The 20014-nt window shown below is 56.3% G+C and carries 16 protein-coding genes; 13 read left to right on the top strand and 3 right to left on the bottom strand.

The window, feature by feature from the left end:
• Positions 1-32: 32 nt before the first annotated feature.
• Complete coding sequence (locus ACOT0L_RS15695; protein WP_023298743.1) at positions 33-1007, bottom strand: MDR family oxidoreductase; 975 nt, start codon at positions 1005-1007, stop codon at positions 33-35.
• A gap of 183 nt (positions 1008-1190) precedes the next feature.
• Between ACOT0L_RS15695 and csrD the strand changes: the two genes are divergently transcribed.
• From csrD to tldD, 8 genes are all read left to right on the top strand, one after another.
• Positions 1191-3131, top strand: a complete 1941-nt coding sequence (gene csrD, locus ACOT0L_RS15690) for an RNase E specificity factor CsrD (protein WP_022649564.1) — start codon at positions 1191-1193, stop codon at positions 3129-3131.
• A gap of 282 nt (positions 3132-3413) precedes the next feature.
• The gene (gene mreB, locus ACOT0L_RS15685) at positions 3414-4457 is read left to right on the top strand and encodes a rod shape-determining protein MreB (RefSeq protein ID WP_000913396.1); all 1044 of its coding nucleotides are present in this window, start codon (positions 3414-3416) and stop codon (positions 4455-4457) included.
• A 62-nt stretch (positions 4458-4519) separates the two neighbouring features.
• Entirely contained in the window at positions 4520-5536 is a 1017-nt protein-coding gene (mreC, locus tag ACOT0L_RS15680; RefSeq protein ID WP_003860400.1) for a rod shape-determining protein MreC, read from the top strand.
• On the top strand, positions 5536-6024 hold the full coding sequence (gene mreD, locus ACOT0L_RS15675; protein ID WP_003860402.1) for a rod shape-determining protein MreD: 489 nt from the start codon (positions 5536-5538) through the stop codon (positions 6022-6024). Before mreC ends, mreD begins: the two co-directional genes overlap by 1 nt.
• Positions 6025-6033: 9 nt before the next feature.
• A complete protein-coding gene (locus ACOT0L_RS15670; RefSeq protein ID WP_023307082.1) occupies positions 6034-6627 on the top strand; it encodes a Maf family protein in 594 nt (197 codons plus the stop codon).
• Positions 6617-8086 carry a ribonuclease G gene (gene rng, locus ACOT0L_RS15665; protein WP_003860405.1) on the top strand — a complete coding sequence of 490 codons (1470 nt, stop codon included), beginning with the start codon at positions 6617-6619 and terminating at the stop codon, positions 8084-8086. Before ACOT0L_RS15670 ends, rng begins: the two co-directional genes overlap by 11 nt.
• 42 nt (positions 8087-8128) lie before the next feature.
• On the top strand, positions 8129-11935 hold the full coding sequence (yhdP, locus tag ACOT0L_RS15660) for an AsmA2 domain-containing protein YhdP (RefSeq protein WP_126503505.1): 3807 nt from the start codon (positions 8129-8131) through the stop codon (positions 11933-11935).
• A gap of 83 nt (positions 11936-12018) precedes the next feature.
• Complete coding sequence (gene tldD / locus ACOT0L_RS15655; protein WP_063146510.1) at positions 12019-13464, top strand: metalloprotease TldD; 1446 nt, start codon at positions 12019-12021, stop codon at positions 13462-13464.
• Positions 13465-13577: 113 nt separating this feature from the next.
• On the opposite strand, the gene aaeR is transcribed toward tldD, so the two are convergent.
• On the bottom strand, positions 13578-14504 hold the full coding sequence (aaeR, locus tag ACOT0L_RS15650; RefSeq protein WP_022649561.1) for an HTH-type transcriptional activator AaeR: 927 nt from the start codon (positions 14502-14504) through the stop codon (positions 13578-13580).
• A gap of 178 nt (positions 14505-14682) precedes the next feature.
• Here aaeR and aaeX point away from each other — a divergent pair, with 178 nt between their 5' ends.
• From aaeX to ACOT0L_RS15625, 5 genes are all read left to right on the top strand, one after another.
• Positions 14683-14886: a p-hydroxybenzoic acid efflux pump operon protein AaeX gene (gene aaeX, locus ACOT0L_RS15645; protein ID WP_126503507.1), complete on the top strand. Its 204-nt coding sequence runs from the start codon at positions 14683-14685 to the stop codon at positions 14884-14886.
• A 7-nt stretch (positions 14887-14893) separates the two neighbouring features.
• Positions 14894-15826 carry a p-hydroxybenzoic acid efflux pump subunit AaeA gene (gene aaeA, locus ACOT0L_RS15640; protein WP_023298740.1) on the top strand — a complete coding sequence of 311 codons (933 nt, stop codon included), beginning with the start codon at positions 14894-14896 and terminating at the stop codon, positions 15824-15826.
• Positions 15827-15831: 5 nt separating this feature from the next.
• Positions 15832-17799: a p-hydroxybenzoic acid efflux pump subunit AaeB gene (gene aaeB, locus ACOT0L_RS15635; protein ID WP_126503509.1), complete on the top strand. Its 1968-nt coding sequence runs from the start codon at positions 15832-15834 to the stop codon at positions 17797-17799.
• 86 nt (positions 17800-17885) lie between these two features.
• On the top strand, positions 17886-19340 hold the full coding sequence (locus ACOT0L_RS15630) for an NAD-dependent succinate-semialdehyde dehydrogenase (RefSeq protein ID WP_017382714.1): 1455 nt from the start codon (positions 17886-17888) through the stop codon (positions 19338-19340).
• A gap of 45 nt (positions 19341-19385) precedes the next feature.
• Entirely contained in the window at positions 19386-19658 is a 273-nt protein-coding gene (locus ACOT0L_RS15625) for a barstar family protein (protein ID WP_022649557.1), read from the top strand.
• 59 nt (positions 19659-19717) lie between these two features.
• Here ACOT0L_RS15625 and yhcN read toward each other — a convergent pair whose 3' ends face one another.
• Entirely contained in the window at positions 19718-19981 is a 264-nt protein-coding gene (gene yhcN / locus ACOT0L_RS15620) for a peroxide/acid stress response protein YhcN (RefSeq protein ID WP_006812160.1), read from the bottom strand.
• Between the last annotated feature and the right edge of the window lie 33 nt (positions 19982-20014).

Raw genomic sequence — 20014 nt, 5'->3', positions numbered from 1 at the left:
GTTAGCGCGAATATGTCACGAAAATTTGAAGATTAGGCGATTTTAACCAGCGCACGACCGTGGAACTGGTTGTCCATGATTTTATTGGCGTACTCTGGCGCCTGGCTCAGGGTAATCTCAGTGGCGCTCTGCTCATAGAATGAGGCTGGCAGATCCCGCGCCAGACGTTCCCAGGCCTCAGCCCGCCGCTCGGCTGGGGTCATGACCGAATCGACACCCTGAAGACGCACGTTACGCAGAATAAATGGCATCACCGTCGTCGGCAGGGCAAAACCACCCGCCAGACCACAGGCCGCCACGCAGCCACCGTAATTCATTTGCGCCAGTACCTTCGCCAGCACTTTGTCGCCGACGGTATCTACAGCGCCAGCCCAGACCTGTTTTTCCAGCGGACGGGTCTCGGCGAATTCGTCGCGGCTCAGAATACGGCTTGCGCCCAACTGACGTAGATAATCATGCGTACTTTCGCGGCCAGAGACGGCGGCGACCTGGTACCCCAGCTTGTGCAGCAGCGTGACGGCCGTGCTGCCCACGCCACCGCTGGCGCCGGTCACGACAATTTCGCCAGAGTCAGGACGGATCCCGGCCTCTTCCAGCGCCATCACGCAGAGCATGGCGGTGAAACCTGCCGTGCCGACGATCATCGCCTTACGGCCGTCCAGGCCTTTCGGCATCGGGACCAGCCAGTCACCTTTTACGCGCGCCTGCGCTGCCAGTCCTCCCCAGTGGTTTTCACCTACGCCCCAGCCGGTGAGCAGCACCTGCTGTCCGGCGTGAAAACGCGGATCTTCACTGGTATGCACGCGGCCAGCCAAGTCGATGCCTGGCACCATTGGGAAATTTCGGATGATTTTACCTTTTCCCGTAATGGCCAGTGCATCTTTATAGTTCAGGCTTGACCAGTCGATATCTACGGTCACGTCGCCCTCCGGCAGGCGGCTCTCGTCAATGGCTTGCACCGAGGCAACGGTTTTGCCGTCCTGCTGTTCTAAGATCAAAGCCTGCATACAGGGTCCTCACTAGGATTGATGATGGGAAAATATGTACTGAAGACTATACTCGCTCAATGAAACGCAGTGCCGATTTAACGCAATAAATTGCCAGATACACCAGGTTTGGTAGTATGCCGCATTTGAAATGCAAGTTAGCGCTCACTTGCGACCCCTTCAACCCACGGAGTAATCTCAAGGATGCGATTAACGACGAAGTTCTCAGCTTTTATCACCTTGCTGACGGGACTGACCATATTTGTCACGCTAATCGGCTGCTCGCTGAGCTTTTATAATGCCATCCAGGATAAGCTGGTTAACCGGGTAGAATCGGTTGCATCGGTTATCGACACTCGCCTGATTACAACCTCCTTCCCGGCACTTTCGCGTGAACTGGATGAGTTAATGGTGCCTGTGGATATCGTGCAGATCGACATTAAACAGGGGAAGCAGACCGTTTTCAGCCATACCCGTCAGGGCAGCTACCGTCCTGCCGGCACGGTAGATCAGTATCGGGACATAACGGTACGCTCACTTAAACATCCGGGTATGACAATCCATCTGATGTACCAGGATCCGATGAGCAACTATTTACGCTCGCTCATGACCACCGCGCCCTTAACCATCGCCGTTGCCTTGATCGTCCTGCTGATTTTCCTCGCCGTTCGCTGGCAGCGTCGTCAACTTTCCGGCCAGGAACTGCTGGAAACACGCTCGGTGCGAATACTGAATGGCGAGCGGGGTCCGCAGGTACGGGGATCGGTTTATGAATGGCCATCACGTACCAGTAGCGCCCTGGACGTGCTGCTCTCCGAAATCCAGTTTGCCAGCGATCAGCGTAGCCGTATGGACACGTTGATTCGCTCCTACGCCGCGCAGGATAACAAAACGGGCCTTAACAACCGTCTCTTCTTTGATAATCAGCTGGCTACGCTTCTTGATGATCCCGAAAAGGTGGGGACGCATGGCGTGGTAATGATGATTCGCCTGCCCGACTTCGATCTGCTCCGTGATACCTGGGGCCAGCGCGTGGCGGAAGAGAACCTCTTCACGCTGATTAACCTGCTGTCCACCTTTATTATGCGCTACCCCGGCGCGTTACTGGCACGCTACCACCGCAGCGACTTTGCCGTCTTGCTGCCGCATCGCACCTTAAAGGAGTCCGAGAGTATCGCCAGCCAGCTGTTGAAAGCCGTCGATGCGCTACCCCAGAGCAAAATGCTCGACCGCGACGACATGGTGCATATGGGCATCTGTGCCTGGCGCGGCGGTCAGTCGACGGAGCAGGTGATGGAACATGCAGAAGCGGCCACGCGCAACGCCGTATTGCAGGGGGCGAACGGCTGGGCGGTCTATGATGATACGCTACCGGAAAAAGGGCGCGGCAACGTACGCTGGCGAACCCTGATTGAACAGATGCTGAGCCGGGGTGGACCGCGCATCTATCAAAAACCGGCGGTCATAAAAAATGGTCATGTCCATCATCGTGAGCTGATGTGCCGTATTTTTGATGGGACCGAGGAGGTTATCTCCGCAGAGTATTTGCCGATGGTGCTGCAATTCGGATTGTCCGAAGAGTATGACCGCCAGCAAATCACCCGCCTCATTCCGTTTTTATCGTACTGGCCTGAAGAAAATCTGGCTTTACAGGTGACCGTCGAATCGCTGATCCGTCCGCGTTTTCAGCGTTGGTTACGTGACACGTTAATGCAATGCGAAAAATCGCAACGCAAACGCATTATTTTTGAACTTGCAGAGGCAGATGTAGGTCAACACATCAGCCGGTTGCGCTCGGTTGTGCGTTTAATCAATGCGCTTGGGGCTCGCGTGGCGGTAACACAGGCGGGTCTTACCCTGGTCAGCACCAGCTGGATCAAAGAGCTGGATGTCGAATTATTGAAGCTGCATCCAGGTCTGGTAAGGAATATCGAAAAGCGCACGGAAAACCAGCTGCTGGTACAAAGCCTGGTGGAGGCGTGCAAAGGAACGCAAACGCAAGTATTTGCCGCAGGCGTACGTTCACGCAGTGAATGGCAGATGTTGACAGAGCGCGGCGTGACGGGCGGTCAGGGGGATTTTTTTGCCGCCTCTCAGCCGCTTGACACCAATGTGAAAAAATATTTGCAAAGATACTCTGTTTGACCTGCCGTTTACTTTGTTTTCACGTAGAATATCGCGCCTGTAGCTTTGAGTAAGACGAGCATAAAAGCCAGTGAACGACCTTTTATAGGTTACAAGTGAAAGTGAGGGACGCTGCTGTTTACTCAGCCCTGAGGGATTCAGGGGATGAATTTGTAACAAAGGAAACGTGCTGCACTAATTTTCACCGTAGCAGACGATTTTTGCGCCTTGTCGCTGCTGCGTGTGGTTGGTAAAGTAAGCGGATTTTGTTTTCCGCCCCAGCTTTCAGGATTATCCCTTAGTATGTTGAAAAAATTTCGTGGCATGTTTTCCAATGACCTGTCCATTGACCTGGGTACCGCGAATACCCTTATCTATGTAAAAGGACAAGGCATCGTATTGAATGAGCCTTCCGTTGTGGCCATTCGTCAGGATCGTGCTGGCTCGCCAAAAAGCGTGGCCGCAGTAGGCCATGATGCGAAGCAGATGCTGGGCCGTACGCCGGGCAACATTGCCGCGATCCGCCCAATGAAAGATGGCGTTATTGCTGACTTCTTCGTGACCGAAAAAATGCTTCAGCACTTCATCAAGCAGGTTCACAGCAACAGCTTCATGCGCCCAAGCCCGCGCGTACTGGTGTGTGTGCCGGTTGGCGCAACCCAGGTTGAACGCCGTGCAATCCGTGAATCCGCTCAGGGTGCCGGTGCGCGTGAAGTGTTCCTGATTGAAGAACCGATGGCTGCGGCAATTGGTGCGGGTCTGCCGGTTTCTGAAGCAACCGGTTCTATGGTGGTGGATATCGGTGGCGGTACCACTGAAGTGGCCGTTATCTCCCTGAACGGCGTGGTGTACTCCTCTTCCGTGCGTATCGGCGGTGACCGTTTCGACGAAGCCATCATCAATTACGTTCGCCGTAACTACGGCTCTCTGATCGGTGAAGCGACCGCAGAGCGCATCAAGCATGAAATCGGTTCTGCCTATCCGGGTGATGAAGTTCGCGAGATCGAAGTTCGTGGTCGTAACCTGGCAGAAGGCGTGCCACGCGGATTCACCCTGAACTCCAACGAAATCCTGGAAGCGTTGCAGGAGCCGCTGACCGGCATCGTGAGCGCGGTGATGGTAGCGCTGGAACAGTGCCCGCCAGAGCTGGCCTCCGATATCTCCGAGCGCGGTATGGTTCTGACCGGTGGTGGTGCGCTGCTGCGTAACCTCGACCGCCTGTTAATGGAAGAGACAGGTATTCCTGTCGTAGTTGCAGAAGATCCACTGACTTGCGTCGCCCGTGGTGGTGGCAAGGCGCTGGAAATGATCGACATGCACGGCGGCGACTTGTTTAGCGAAGAGTAGTCGGGTGTGAGAGGGTAGCAAATGGCTACCCTTTCTCTCTGACGCGAGAATACGCATAGCCTATGAAGCCAATTTTTAGCCGTGGCCCGTCGCTACAGTTTCGCCTGATCCTGGCGGTTCTGGTGGCGCTCGGGGTCATTATTGCCGATAGCCGCCTCGGTACGTTCAGCCAGATCCGAACGTACATGGATACCGCCGTCAGTCCTTTCTACTTTATTTCAAATGGTCCCCGTGAACTGCTCGACTCCGTGTCGCAAACGCTTTCATCGCGTGACCAGCTCGAACTCGAAAACCGTGCATTACGCCAGGAACTGCTGCTGAAAAACAGCGAGCTACTGATGCTGGGGCAATATAAGCAGGAAAACGCGCGTCTGCGGGAACTGCTTGGCTCGCCGCTGCGCCAGGATGAACAGAAAATGGTCACCCAGGTGATCTCCACCGTAAACGATCCATACAGCGATCAGGTGGTGATTGATAAAGGCAGCGTGAACGGCGTATACGAAGGTCAGCCTGTCATCAGCGATAAAGGCGTTGTGGGCCAGGTCGTGGCGGTTGCCAAACTGACCAGCCGTGTGCTGCTGATTTGCGATGCCACCCATGCACTGCCGATTCAGGTGCTGCGTAACGATATTCGCGTAATTGCCGCCGGTAATGGTTGTACGGACGATCTGCAACTGGAACACCTGCCCGCCAACACGGATATCCGCGTGGGTGACGTGCTGGTGACGTCTGGTCTGGGCGGTCGTTTCCCTGAAGGCTACCCGGTTGCGGTTGTCTCTTCCGTGAAGCTCGACACTCAACGTGCCTACACCGTGATCCAGGCGCGTCCAACGGCTGGCTTGCAGCGTTTACGCTACCTGCTGCTGCTATGGGGCGCCGATCGCAACGGCGCTAACCCGATGACGCCGGAAGATGTGCATCGCGTGGCCAATGAGCGCCTGATGCAGATGATGCCGCAGGTGCTGCCTGCGCCGGATGCAATGGGGCCACCTGCGCCCGTACCGGCTCCGGCGACGGGGTTAACGCAGCCGCTACCGGATGCGCCGCCACCGCCGCAAGTCTCGGGTGGAGGGCAGTAGTGGCCAGTTATCGTAGCCAGGGGCGCTGGGTAATCTGGCTCTCATTCCTCGTTGCATTGTTGCTGCAAATTATGCCCTGGCCGGACGACATTCTTGTTTTCCGGCCAAACTGGGTATTACTCATTTTGCTCTACTGGATCCTTGCCCTGCCGCACCGCGTAAATGTCGGCACAGGTTTTGTGATGGGTGCCATACTGGATCTTATCAGTGGCTCTACGCTTGGCGTCCGCGCCTTATCCATGAGCATTATTGCGTATCTCGTTGCACTCAAATTCCAGCTCTTTCGTAACCTTGCGCTCTGGCAACAGGCGCTGGTGGTGATGTTGTTGTCGCTCGCTGCGGATATCGTTGTTTTCTGGGCAGAGTTTTTAGTGATCAACGTCTCTTTCCGACCGGAAGTGTTCTGGAGTAGTGTAGTAAACGGTGTGCTCTGGCCGTGGCTGTTCCTGCTGATGCGTAAAATTCGCCAGCAGTTTGCCGTGCAATAAAAGGTTTCTATGACGTCTTTGTATCTTGCCTCCGGTTCTCCGCGTCGCCAGGAACTGCTCGCGCAGTTGGGTGTATCCTTCGAACGCATCGTTACCGGTATCGAAGAAAAACGTGCTGAGGGCGAAAGCGCTCAGCAGTATGTCTCCCGTCTGGCGCGTGAAAAAGCGCAGGCGGGCGTTGCATGCGTGCCGCGTGACTTACCGGTGCTGGGGGCCGATACCATCGTCATCCTCAATGGTGAGGTGCTTGAGAAACCCCGCGACGCAGACCATGCTGCGCGGATGCTGCGTAACATGTCCGGACAAACCCATCAGGTGATGACGGCGGTAGCGCTGGCAGACAGCCAGTACGTTCTGGATTGCCTTGTGGTAACGGAAGTGACGTTCAGAGTCCTCACCGACGAGGAGATCGCCGGCTATGTCGCCAGCGGTGAACCTATGGATAAAGCAGGTGCATACGGTATTCAAGGGTTGGGTGGCTGTTTTGTCAGGAAGATAAATGGCAGCTATCACGCCGTAGTCGGCTTACCGCTGGTGGAAACGTATGAGTTGCTGAGCAATTTTAACTCACTGCGTGAGGGAAGGGATAATTATGACGGCTGAATTGTTGGTGAACGTAACGCCATCGGAAACCCGTGTGGCCTACATTGATGGTGGCATTCTTCAGGAAATTCATATTGAGCGTGAAGCGCGGCGCGGAATCGTAGGCAATATCTACAAAGGTCGTGTCAGTCGTGTACTGCCGGGTATGCAGGCGGCTTTTGTAGATATTGGGCTCGATAAAGCGGCGTTTTTGCACGCCTCCGACATCATGCCGCATACCGAATGCGTGGCAGGCGAAGAGCAAAAACAGTTTGCCGTGCGCGACATCTCTGAGCTGGTGCGTCAGGGCCAGGATCTGATGGTGCAGGTGGTAAAAGATCCGCTGGGCACCAAAGGCGCGCGTCTGACCACCGACATCACCCTTCCTTCACGTTATCTGGTCTTTATGCCGGGGGCGTCGCACGTCGGCGTGTCACAGCGTATTGAGAGCGAAAGCGAGCGTGAACGCCTGAAAAAGGTGGTCAGCGCCTACTGCGACGAGCAGGGCGGGTTTATTATCCGTACCGCAGCGGAAGGGATCAGCGAAGAAGACCTGGCCTCGGATGCGGCCTATCTGAAGCGCGTCTGGACCAAAGTGATGGAGCGTAAAAAACGCAACCAGACCCGCTACCGGCTGTACGGTGAGCTGGCGCTCGCTCAGCGCGTATTACGTGATTTCGCCGATGCGCAGCTCGACCGAATCCGCGTGGACTCCCGTCTGACGTACGAAGCCTTACTGGAGTTCACCGCCGAGTACATCCCGGAAATGCCGGGGCTGCTGGAGCATTACACCGGACGCCAGCCAATATTTGATCTCTATGACGTTGAAAACGAAATCCAGCGTGCGCTGGAGCGTAAGGTTGAGCTGAAATCGGGTGGCTATCTGATCATCGATCAAACCGAAGCGATGACCACCGTCGACATCAACACCGGCGCGTTTGTCGGCCATCGCAACCTCGATGACACCATCTTTAATACCAATATAGAAGCGACGCAGGCCATCGCACGCCAGCTTCGCCTGCGTAATCTGGGCGGTATTATCATCATCGACTTTATCGATATGAATAATGAAGACCACCGCCGTCGCGTGCTGCACTCCCTGGAGCAGGCGCTGAGTAAAGATCGCGTGAAAACCAGCATCAATGGCTTCTCGCAGCTCGGTCTGGTGGAAATGACCCGGAAACGGACCCGCGAAAGCGTGGAACATGTCCTATGTAATGAGTGTCCAACCTGCCATGGACGCGGAACGGTAAAGACGGTGGAGACGGTCTGCTACGAGATCATGCGTGAGATTGTCCGTGTCCATCATGCCTACGACTCAGACCGTTTTCTGGTCTATGCTTCCCCTGCGGTGGCAGAGGCCCTGAAAGGGGAAGAGTCGCACGCGCTGGCGGAAGTGGAAATCTTTGTCGGCAAACAGGTAAAAGTGCAAATTGAGCCGCTCTATAACCAGGAGCAGTTTGACGTCGTCATGATGTAAACGCAGTTCGCTGCGAGATTTAAGGCTGACAAGGAGAGACGCGTGAGGCGATTGCCGGGGATTTTACTGCTTACAGGGGCAACGCTGGTCGTGATTGTCGCGTTGCTCGTGAGCGGGCTGCGTCTCGCCTTGCCGCATCTGGACAGCTGGCGGCCGCAGATCCTGGCAAAAATCGAATCTGCCACCGGTCTGCCGGTGGACGTGAGCCATATCGAGGCAAGCTGGCAGAACTTTGGCCCGACGCTTGATGCGCGGGATATCAGCGCCAGCCTGAAAGATGGCGGCCATCTTAAAATCAAACGCGTCACCCTGGCGCTGGATGTCTGGCAAAGCCTGCTGCATCTGCGCTGGCAGTTTCGCGATCTCACCTTCTGGCAACTTCAGCTGATGACCAACACGCCGCTGCAAAGCGGCGACAGCGATCGTGGGCTGGAAACCAGCCGTATCAGCGATCTCTTCCTGCGTCAGTTCGATCATTTCGATCTCCGCGACAGCGAAGTGAGCTTTATAACCCTTTCCGGACAGCGCGCTGAGTTGGCGATCCCACAGCTGACCTGGCTAAACGGGAAAGATCGCCACCGCGCCGAGGGGCAGGTGAATCTCTCCAGCCTGAACGGGCAGCACGGCGTTATGCAGGTGCGGATGGATCTGCGCGACGACAATGGCCTGCTGAACAACGGCAGGGTGTGGCTACAGGCAGACGACGTGGACGTGAAGCCGTGGCTGGGTGAGTGGCTACAGCAGAACATGCAGCTGGAAACCGCGCGCTTCAGCCTGGAAGGCTGGATGACCCTGACGAACGGGGCATTCGCCAGCGGCGATATCTGGCTTAAGCAGGGGGGCGCGAGCTGGAAGGGGGAAAACCATCAGCATCAGCTTTCCGTCGATAACCTCACCGCACACGTGACGCAGGATAAAGGCGGCTGGCAGTTCGCTATTCCGGATACGCGCATCTCCATGGATAACAAACCCTGGCCGCGCGGCGCACTGACGCTGGCGTGGATGCCGGAGCAGGACGTCGGCGGGATAAACGGTAAACGCAGCGATGAGCTGCGTATCCGCGCCAGTAACCTGGATCTGACGGCGATCGAAGGGCTGCGTTCAATGGCCGCAAAACTCTCCCCGGAGCTGGGCGAAATCTGGCTGGCGACGCAGCCGAGCGGGCAGATAAACCGGCTGGCGCTGGATATTCCGCTCCAGGCCACGGAAAAGACGCGTTTTCAGGCGGCATGGAAAAATCTCGCATGGAAACAGTGGAAACTGCTGCCGGGTGCCGAGCACTTCAGCGGTAAACTGGAAGGAAGCGTGGAAAACGGCAGGCTGACGGCAGAAATGCAGGAAGCAAAAATGCCGTACGAAACGGTCTTCCGTGCGCCACTGGAGATCGAAAAGGGAAACGCCACCCTCAACTGGCTGAAGAATGACAAAGGTTTTCAGCTCGATGGTCGCGATATTGATGTAAAAGCCAAAGCGGTACATGCCCGCGGTAATTTCCGTTATCTACAGCCTGAAGGCGATGAGCCGTGGCTGGGCATTCTGGCGGGCATCAGCACGGATGACGGTTCGCAGGCGTGGCGCTACTTCCCGGAAAACCTGATGGGGAAAGCGCTGGTAGACTATCTCAGCGGCGCCATTCAGGGCGGTCAGGCGGATAACGCCACGCTGGTCTACGGCGGCAATCCGCACCTGTTCCCGTATAAGCATAACGAAGGCCAGTTCCAGGTTCTGGTGCCGCTACGCAACGCCACCTATGCCTTCCAGCCGGACTGGCCCGCGCTGAAGAATCTGAATATCGAACTCAACTTCCTGAATGACGGCTTGTGGATGAAGACGGACAGCGTTGCGCTGGGCGGCGTAACAGCAAGCAACCTGACGGCAAACATCCCGGATTACTCCAAAGAGAAACTGCTGATTGATGCGGATATTAAGGGGCCGGGTAAAGCGGTTGGCCCATATTTTGAAGATACGCCGCTGGATGACTCCCTGGCGGCCACTCTCCAGCAGTTGCAGTTAGATGGTGATGTGAATGCTCGCTTACATCTGGATATCCCGCTCGACGGTGAAATGACCACCGCCAAAGGCGATGTTCGTCTGAACAATAACAGCCTCTATATCAAGCCGCTGGACAGCACGCTGAAAAACCTTAGCGGTCAGTTCAGCTTTGTTAACGGCAATCTGAAAAGTAAGCCGCTGAAAGCGACCTGGTTCAATCAACCCGTCAATATCGATTTCTCCACCACCGAGGGCGATAAAGCCTACCAGGTGGCGGTCAATATGTACGCGAACTGGCAGCCGTCACGCATGGATCTTCTGCCGAAGCCGATTGAGAATGCGGTGGACGGCGCGGTGTCATGGAATGGCAAGGTCGCCATCGACCTGCCTTATCATGCCGGTGCGCGCTATAACGTCGACATTACGGGCGATCTAAAAAACCTCAGTAGCCAGCTTCCCGCACCGCTGAACAAGAAAAGCGGTGAAGCACTGCCCGTCAACGTTAAGGTTGCGGGCAACCTTAACAGCTTCGATTTAACCGGAAACGCTGGCGGAACAAACCACTTCAACAGCCGCTGGCTGCTTAACCGCAAGCTGACGCTGGACAGGGCGATCTGGACGACGGACAGCCGTACCACGCCGCCGCTGCCGGAGCAGGCGGGCATTGAACTGAATCTCCCGCCGATGGATGGCGCAGAGTGGCTGGCACTGTTTCAGAAAGGTGTCGGGCAAAACGTCGATCAAACGGCGCAGTTCCCGCAGTCCATTACCTTGCGCACGCCTGCGCTGACGCTGGGTGGGCAGCAGTGGAACAACCTGAGTATTGTCTCCCGGCCGACGGTGAACGGCTCAAAGGTCGAGGCGCAGGGGCGTGAAATTAACGGTTCGTTGACGATGCGCGATAACGCGCCATGGCAGGCGGCTATCCGTTATCTCTATTACAACCCGACCTTTACGGCGTCTAAAACACAGTCGACAAGTACGTCTCCTTTCAGCAGCAGTGGAACGTCGCGCGTGGATTTCAGCAACTGGCCCGATCTCCAGCTGCGCTGTGCGGAGTGCTGGCTGTGGGGACAGAAATATGGCCGTATCGACGGTGATTTTGCTATTCAGGGCAATACGCTGAGCCTCTCTGGTGGGCTGGTGGATACCGGCTTTGGCCGCATGACCGCCGCTGGCGAGTGGGTGAACAAACCGGGTGAACAGCGCACCTCGCTGAAGGGCGATATTAAAGGCAACAAGCTGGACGCAGCGGCTAACTTCTTTGGGATCAGCACGCCGCTTCGCGGATCGTCCTTCGATGTGAATTACGATCTGCACTGGCGCGCGGCACCGTGGCAGCCGGACGTTGCCTCGCTGAACGGTATCCTCAGAACCCGTTTTGGTAAGGGACAAATTGCCGATGTTAGCACCGGTCATGCAGGGCAAATACTGCGCCTGCTGAGCTTTGACGCGCTGCTGCGCAAGCTGCGCTTCGATTTCAGCGATACCTTCAACGACGGTTTCTATTATGACTCCATTCGCGGAACGGCCTGGATCAAGGACGGCGTGATGCATACCGATGATACGCTGCTGGACGGCCTGGAAGCGGACATCGCCATGAAAGGGTCAGTGAACCTCGTGCGCCGGGAGCTGGATATGGAAGCGGTTGTTGCCCCGGAAATCTCCGCTACAGTGGGTGTTGCTACCGCTTTTGTGGTCAATCCGATAATCGGCGCGGCGGTATTTGCCGCCAGCAAAGTGCTGGGGCCGCTCTGGAGCAAAGTCTCGATTCTGCGCTACCGCATTACGGGCCCAATCGATAAACCGCAGATTAATGAAGTGCTGCGCCAGCCGCGCAAAGAAGCACAGCAATGATTTGACGTGGGCAGGTAATTGCCTCACTCTCAATAATATTGATTTTATACCGCCACTGGCGGCAACGAACGAGTAGCAATACGATGAGTCTGAACCTGGTAAGTGAACATTTGCTCGCAGCGAACGGCCTGAGCCATCAGGACCTGTTCTCCATTCTTGGCCAACTGACCGAACGCCGCCTCGACTACGGCGATCTCTATTTCCAGTCGAGCTATCACGAATCCTGGGTTTTAGAAGACAGCATCATTAAAGATGGTTCTTATAACATTGACCAGGGCGTCGGCGTGCGCGCCGTCAGCGGCGAAAAAACCGGTTTTGCTTATGCAGACCAGATAAGCCTGGCCGCGCTGGAGCAGAGCGCGCAGGCGGCGCGAACCATTGTGCGTGATACCGGCGACGGTCGCGTGAAAACCCTGGGTGAAGTGCAGCACGCTGCGCTTTATACCAGCATCGACCCACTGCAAAGCATGAGCCGCGAAGAGAAGCTGGACATCCTGCGTCGCGTGGACAAAGTGGCTCGCGCGGCGGATAAACGCGTGCAGGAAGTCTCTGCCAGTCTGAGCGGGGTCTATGAACTGATCCTGGTGGCGGCGACGGACGGTACGCTGGCCGCCGACGTGCGTCCGCTTGTGCGCCTCTCTATCAGTGTGCAGGTGGAAGACGACGGCAAGCGCGAGCGCGGCTCAAGCGGTGGCGGCGGTCGTTTTGGCTACGACTGGTTCCTCGGCGACGTTGACGGCGAAGCGCGCGCGGATGCGTGGGCAAAAGAAGCCGTGCGCATGGCGCTGGTCAACCTGTCTGCCGTGGCGGCACCTGCCGGTACGCTGCCGGTGGTTCTGGGCGCAGGCTGGCCTGGCGTGCTGCTGCACGAAGCGGTCGGTCACGGCCTGGAGGGGGATTTCAACCGTCGCGGGACGTCAGTATTCAGCGGTCAGCTGGGGCAGCTTGTCTCCTCCGAACTGTGTACCGTGGTGGATGATGGCACCATGCTCGACCGTCGCGGCTCGATTTCTATCGACGATGAAGGCACGCCGGGCCAGTACAACGTGCTGATCGAAAATGGCGTACTGAAAGGTTACATGCAGGACAAGCTTAACGCGCGTCTGATGGGCGTTGCGCCAACGGGTAACGGTCGTCGCGAATCCTACGCGCACCTGCCGATGCCGCGCATGACCAACACCTACATGCTGCCGGGTAAATCCACGCCGCAGGAGATTATCGAATCCGTTGATTACGGTATCTTCGCGCCGAACTTTGGCGGCGGCCAGGTGGATATCACCTCCGGTAAATTTGTCTTCTCTACCTCAGAGGCGTATCTGATTGAGAAGGGCAAAGTGACCAAAGCGGTGAAGGGCGCAACCCTGATTGGCTCTGGCATTGAGGCCATGCAGCAGATTTCCATGGTGGGTAACGACCTGAAGCTGGATAACGGCGTGGGCGTTTGCGGCAAAGAGGGCCAGAGCCTGCCTGTGGGCGTCGGTCAGCCTACGCTGAAGGTTGATAACCTGACGGTGGGCGGCACGGCGTAATTTTTTCATTTTCCCCTCACCCTAACCCTCTCCCCAACGGGGAGAGGGGACTGCTCCGTGCCGTCTTTTCTCCCTCGCCCCTTTGGGGAGAGGGCCGGGGTGAGGGGGGAGGCCTACTCTTTCCTTCTTCCCCGCATCCCCTGAAACAGCTCTGCCACTTCCACAAAATAGTCCGTCAGATAGTTAATACAGACCTGCACCTTCAGCGGCAGCTTGTCCTTTTCGGTATAGAGCGCGTACACCGGGCGCGGATCCGACTGGTAGCGCGGGAAGAGGATCTCCAGTTCGCCGCTGTTGATCTCGTTGATCACCCACATCAGCGGCACGTAGGCGATCCCGGCCCCGGCCACCAGCCAGCGTGAGATGGTCATCGGATCGTTGGTCACGAAGCGGCCTTCAGGCAGTAGTTTGGTGGAAAGCCCTTCTGGCGCGATCAGTTCAAATTCGTTATCTGGGCGAACGCTGTATTCCAGCCACGAGTGGTTGCTAAGGTCGGCAGGTTTTTCCGGTACGCCATACTGTGCCAGATAGCTTTTCGAAGCGCAGACCACCATCGGCATGCTGCCCAGTCGACGCGAGAACAGGCTCGAGTCCTGCAATGCGCCAACGCGGATCACCACGTCTAACCCATCGGCAATCAGATCCGGTGCCGGAATACCCGTTACCAGATTAACGGTTAAACCGGGATACTCTTTCAGCATTTCCGCCGTCATGGCAGCGAGAACATTTTGTGCCATAGTTGAAGAACACCCGATACGCAGCGTGCCGATAGGCGTGTTGTTAAAGGCGTAGAGCTGCTCGTGAACATCCTGCACTTCATGCAGCATTCGACGGCAGCCCTGATAGTAAATTTTACCCGCTTCCGTCAGCCCAATGCTGCGGGTGCTGCGGTTGAGCAGCTTCACCTGGAGCTCATCTTCCAGTTTTGACACTGTCTGGCTAATGGATGAGACGCTCATTTGTAGCTGACGTGCTGCGGCGGTAAAAGAGCCTTGCTCAACCACTTTCGCAAAGACGGACATGCGTTTTAGACGTTCCATTATTCACTCTGGCTTAAAAGTGATTTAGATCACATATGATAGATAACAGCATAACAGTTACGTTAATATATTATTAATTACATAACGGCTGCGCCACTCTCGCCCGGCAATTCATGCTCTCCTGCGGCGGCGTGAGCTTAATAATCCAGTAACCTGCATCTCTTTAATCAAGGTCAACATGAGTCTGTTTCCCGTTATCGTGGTGTTCGGTCTGTCGTTCCCACCGATATTTTTCGAGCTTCTTTTATCACTGGCGATCTTCTGGCTGGTGCGCAAGGTGCTGGTCCCTACCGGGATTTATGATTTCGCCTGGCATCCTGCATTGTTTAATACCGCGCTGTATTGCTGCCTGTTCTATTTAATATCGCGCATGTTTGTCTGAGGTTGATGTGAAAACGCTAACAAGAAAAATCTCCCGCACTGCCATCACTATGGCGCTGGTCATCCTGGCGTTCATCGCTATTTTTCGCGCCTGGGTTTATTACACCGAATCCCCGTGGACGCGCGATGCGCGTTTCAGCGCGGAGGTGGTCGCGATAGCGCCCGATGTCGCCGGTCTCATTACGGCGGTCAATGTCCACGATAACCAGCTGGTGAAAAAAGATCAGGTACTGTTCACTATCGACCAGCCGCGCTATCAAAAAGCGCTGGAAGAAGCGGAAGCCGACGTAGCGTATTACAACGCGCTGGCCGCTGAAAAACGCCGTGAAGCAGGACGTCGTAACAAGCTGGGCATCCAGGCCATGTCCCGGGAAGAGATTGATCAGTCCAATAACGTGCTGCAAACCGTGCTGCATCAGCTGGCAAAAGCGCAGGCGACGCGCGATCTGGCGAAGCTCGATCTGGAACGTACCGTTATCCGCGCCCCGTCCGATGGCTGGGTAACCAACCTCAACGTCTATGCGGGTGAGTTTATCACGCGCGGCTCCACCGCCGTGGCGCTGGTGAAACAGAACTCTTTCTACGTCCTCGCCTATATGGAAGAGACCAAGCTGGAAGGCGTGCGTCCGGGCTATCGCGCCGAAATCACGCCGCTCGGCAGCAACCGGGTCCTGAAAGGAACCGTGGACAGCGTGGCCGCGGGGGTGACCAACGCCAGCAGTACCAATGATTCAAAGGGGATGGCGACCGTCGATTCTAACCTCGAGTGGGTTCGTCTGGCGCAGCGCGTACCGGTACGCATTCGTCTGGATGAGCAGCAGAGCAACCTCTGGCCCGCAGGCACCACGGCGACGGTAGTGATCACCGGTGAAAAAGACCGTGATGCCAGCCAGGATTCTATCTTCCGTCAAATCGCCCATCGCCTGCGCGAGTTTGGTTGATCGCTATGGGCATTTTTTCCATCGCCAGCCAGCACATCCGCTTCGCCGTGAAGCTGGCATGCGCCATTGTGCTGGCGCTGTTTGTTGGCTTCCATTTCCAGCTTGAAACGCCGCGCTGGGCTGTTCTGACCGCCGCGATCGTCGCCGCCGGTCCTGCCTTCGCGGCGGGTGGCGAGCCTTACTCCGGGGCAATTCGCTATCGCGGGATGCTGCGTATTATCGGCACCTTTATCGGCTGTATCGCCGCCCTGACCATTATCATCCTGATGATCCGCACGCCGCTGCTGATGCTGATTGTATGCTGTATCTGGGCGGGTTTTTGCACCTGGGTCTCTTCGCTGGTGAAGGTGGAGAACTCGTATGCCTGGGGCCTGGCGGGATATACCGCGCTGATTATTATCATCACCATTCAGAGTGAACCGCTGCTTGCTCCGCAGTTCGCCGTGGAACGTTGCAGCGAGATTGTCATTGGTATCGTCTGCGCGATTGTCGCCGATCTGCTCTTCTCTCCGCGATCCATCAAGCAGGAAGTCGATCGTGAGCTGGACGCGCTGATTGTTGCCCAGTACCAGCTCATGCAGCTGTGCATTAAGCACGGCGACAGCGAAGAGGTCGACAAGGCCTGGAGCGCGCTGGTGCGCCGCACGCAGGCGCTGGAAGGGATGCGCAGTAATCTCAATATGGAGTCTTCCCGCTGGGAGCGTGCCAATCGTCGTCTGAAAGCGATCAATACCGTCTCGTTAACGCTGATCACCCAGGCGTGTGAAACCTACCTGATTCAGAACACTCGCCCCGAAGTGGTAACGGATACCTTCCGCGAACTGTTTGATGAGCCTGTGGAGACGGTGCAGGGCGTGCATCGACAGCTTAAACGCATGCGTCGTGTGATTGCCTGGACGGGCGAACGGGATACGCCAGTCACCATTTATACCTGGGTTGGCGCCGCAACGCGCTACCTGCTTCTGAAACGCGGCGTGATTAGCAACACCAAAATCAGTGCGGCGGAAGAAGAGGTGTTACAGGGCGAAGTGGTGATCAAACCGGAATCCGCCGAGCGTCATCATGCGATGGTTAACTTCTGGCGTACCACCCTGGCCTGTATACTCGGCACGCTGTTCTGGCTGTGGACCGGCTGGACGTCCGGCAGCGGCGCGATGGTGATGATTGCCGTCGTTACCGCGCTGGCGATGCGTCTGCCCAACCCGCGCATGGTCGCTATTGATTTTCTGTACGGCACCATTGCGGCGTTACCCATTGGCGCGCTCTACTTCCTGGTAATCATCCCCTCAACGCAGCAAAGCATGCTTTTGCTCTGTATCAGCCTGGCGGTGATGGCGTTCTTTATCGGGATTGAGGTACAAAAACGCCGTCTGGGATCGTTAGGTGCGCTGGCGAGTACGATTAACATCCTCGTGCTGGATAACCCGATGACCTTCCATTTCAGCCAGTTCCTGGATAGCGCATTAGGCCAGCTGGTGGGCTGTTTCCTGGCGATGATGGTGATCCTGCTGGTGCGGGATAACTCTCAGGCGCGGACAGGGCGCGTGCTGCTCAATCAGTTTGTGTCGACCGCCGTATCGTCCTTGACCACCAACACCGCGCGGCGCAAGCAGAACCACCTTCCGGCCCTTTACCAGCAACTGTTCCTGCTGTTGAATAAATTCCCGGGCGATGTCGCTCGCTTCCGTCTGGCGTTAACCATGATTATCGCGCACCAGCGTCTGCGGAACGCGCCAGTGCCGATCAACGACGATTTGTCCGCTTTCCACCGCCAGCTACGGCGAACGGCGGACCATGTGATATCGGCATCCAGTGATGACAAACGTCGCCGCTACTTTAAGCAACTGCTGGAGGAGCTGGATATCTACCAGGAGAAACTGCGAGTCTGGGAAGCCCCGCCGCAGGTTACCGAGCCGGTAGAGCGGCTGGTGTTTATGCTGCACCGCTACCAGAATGCGCTGACAGACAGCTAACGAAGAGAAAACCGACGCCAAAAGCGTCGGTTTTTTTGTGGCTATACTTATTCTTGCAGGTTCAAACATTCAGGAAGGGAGGACACATGACAACCCAGGCTCTTCAGGACAGTATTCTTTTTCAGACCGGGTATCTGGTTAACGGTATCTGGAAAACACTCGACACCACGTTTGATGTGCTAAACCCGGCCACGGGCGAGGTGGTTGCGAAAGTGGCGAAAGCAGGGAAAGCCGAAACCGAAGAGGCCATTGCGGCCGCGACGAAAGCCTTTCCCGCATGGCGCGCAAAAACGGCAAAAGAGCGTTCCACGATCCTCTATCGCTGGTATGAACTGATTATCGAGAACAAAAGCTGGCTCGGGCGGCTGATGACCACCGAGCAGGGCAAGCCGCTGAAAGAGGCTGAGGGCGAGGTGGACTACGCTGCCAGCTTTATTCAGTGGTTTGCGGAGCAGGCCAAGCGCGCTAACGGTGAAATCATTCCTCCGGTTAAACCCGGCTCCCGTATTCTGGCCACTCGTGAACCTGTTGGGGTGGTTGCTGCTATCACGCCATGGAATTTCCCGATGGCTATGCTCACCCGTAAGCTCGGCCCGGCGCTGGCAGCAGGATGTACCGGCGTCATCAAGCCTGCAAACAACACGCCGCTGAGCGCCTTTGCGCTGCTGACGCTGGCGAAGCAGGCCGGTGTGCCGGATGGTGTGCTGAATGCGGTCGCGGGGAGCACCTCAGAAATTAGCGACGCCATTATGGCCAGCCATGACGTGCGCAAAATCTCGTTTACGGGGTCAACCGCCGTCGGGAAAACGCTGGTTCGCAATTCCGCTGAGACCATGAAAAAGGTATCGATGGAGCTGGGCGGCAATGCGCCGTATATCGTTTTCGAGGACGCGGATATTGAGGCCGCCGTCAAAGGCGCCATCGCCAATAAATTCCGTAACGCCGGGCAGGTCTGCGTCAGCGTAAACCGTTTCTATATTCAGGAGACGGTCTATGACAAGTTTGTCAATCAGCTTGCCGATGCGGTGAAGGCGCTGAAGGTGGGTAACGGTCTGGACGAGGGCGTCGTTGTCGGCCCGCTGATTGAGCCTTCGGCTGTCGAGAAAGTCCGTGAGCACGTCGAAGATGCGGTAGCGAAGGGGGCCACGGTGCTGGCTGGGGGTAAACCGCACGAACTTGGCGGCAACTTCTGGATGCCAACCGTACTCGGTGACTGCCATGAAGGCATGAAGCTGGCAGAAGAGGAGACCTTTGGTCCCGTTGCCGCCTGCTTCCGCTTCACGTCGGAAGACGAAGTGGTTATGCGCGCTAACAATACGCCTTACGGGCTGGCGGCCTACTTTTATACCCAGAATCTCTCGCGCGTGTTCCGCGTCTCACAGGCCATTGAGAGCGGCATGATCGGAATTAATGAATGTGCGGTCTCGACCGAGCTGGGTCCGTTTGGGGGCGTAAAAGAGTCCGGGCTGGGGCGCGAGGGGTCCGTGCTGGGGCTGGAGGAGTTTCTGGAAGTTAAAACCCTGCATATCGGGGGCTTATAATAAACAGGGCGGCATCTGCCGCCCGCCTGTACCGGGTGGCTGGCAATGAAAATTTATACCTTTGATTTTGACGAAATTGATAGTCAGGAAGACTTCTACCGCGAGTTTATCCGGGCGTTCGACCTGGAGCGGGGCAGCGTAAACAATCTTGATATGCTATGGGATGTGGTTACCGGCGACAGGCTGCCGTTACCGCTGGAGATCGAATTTACCCATCTGCCTGAAAAACTGCGCAGACGCTTTGGCGCATTGATTTTATTGTTTGATGAAGCGGAGGAGGAGCTGGAAGGGCAACTGCGTTTCAACGTGCGCCAGTGATAAAAAAGCCCCTGACCGGGAGGTCAGGGGCAAGTCGTATGATGAGATACGACGAGGGTTTATTTGTACAGTTCTGCGGTAGCGTGCCAGTGGTCGCCACTGCGCGCTTCGATGATGCGATAAGATGACGCACCCTGTTCTTCCGCTTTTTTGTTCAGCATTTCGTGCATGTCCATCGGAGAAGTACCGATGGCACCAACAGAAACGGTCCCGATAGCCTGACGGGATTGTGCCTGTTCGGCGTTAATAGTGTCGGCTGCAAACGCACCGAATGACAGGACTGACAGTACGCTCAGGGCAGCTACAGTGGTTTTAATTTTCATGATTATTTACCTCGTCAATTATTTTACTGGGGT

It is taken from the genome of Enterobacter cloacae complex sp. XAL002 (assembly GCF_049236805.1).
Lineage (GTDB): Bacteria > Pseudomonadota > Gammaproteobacteria > Enterobacterales > Enterobacteriaceae > Enterobacter > Enterobacter intestinihominis.
The sequence above is the reverse complement of the archived record's forward strand: the minus strand, read 5'-3'. Positions and strand labels throughout refer to the sequence as shown.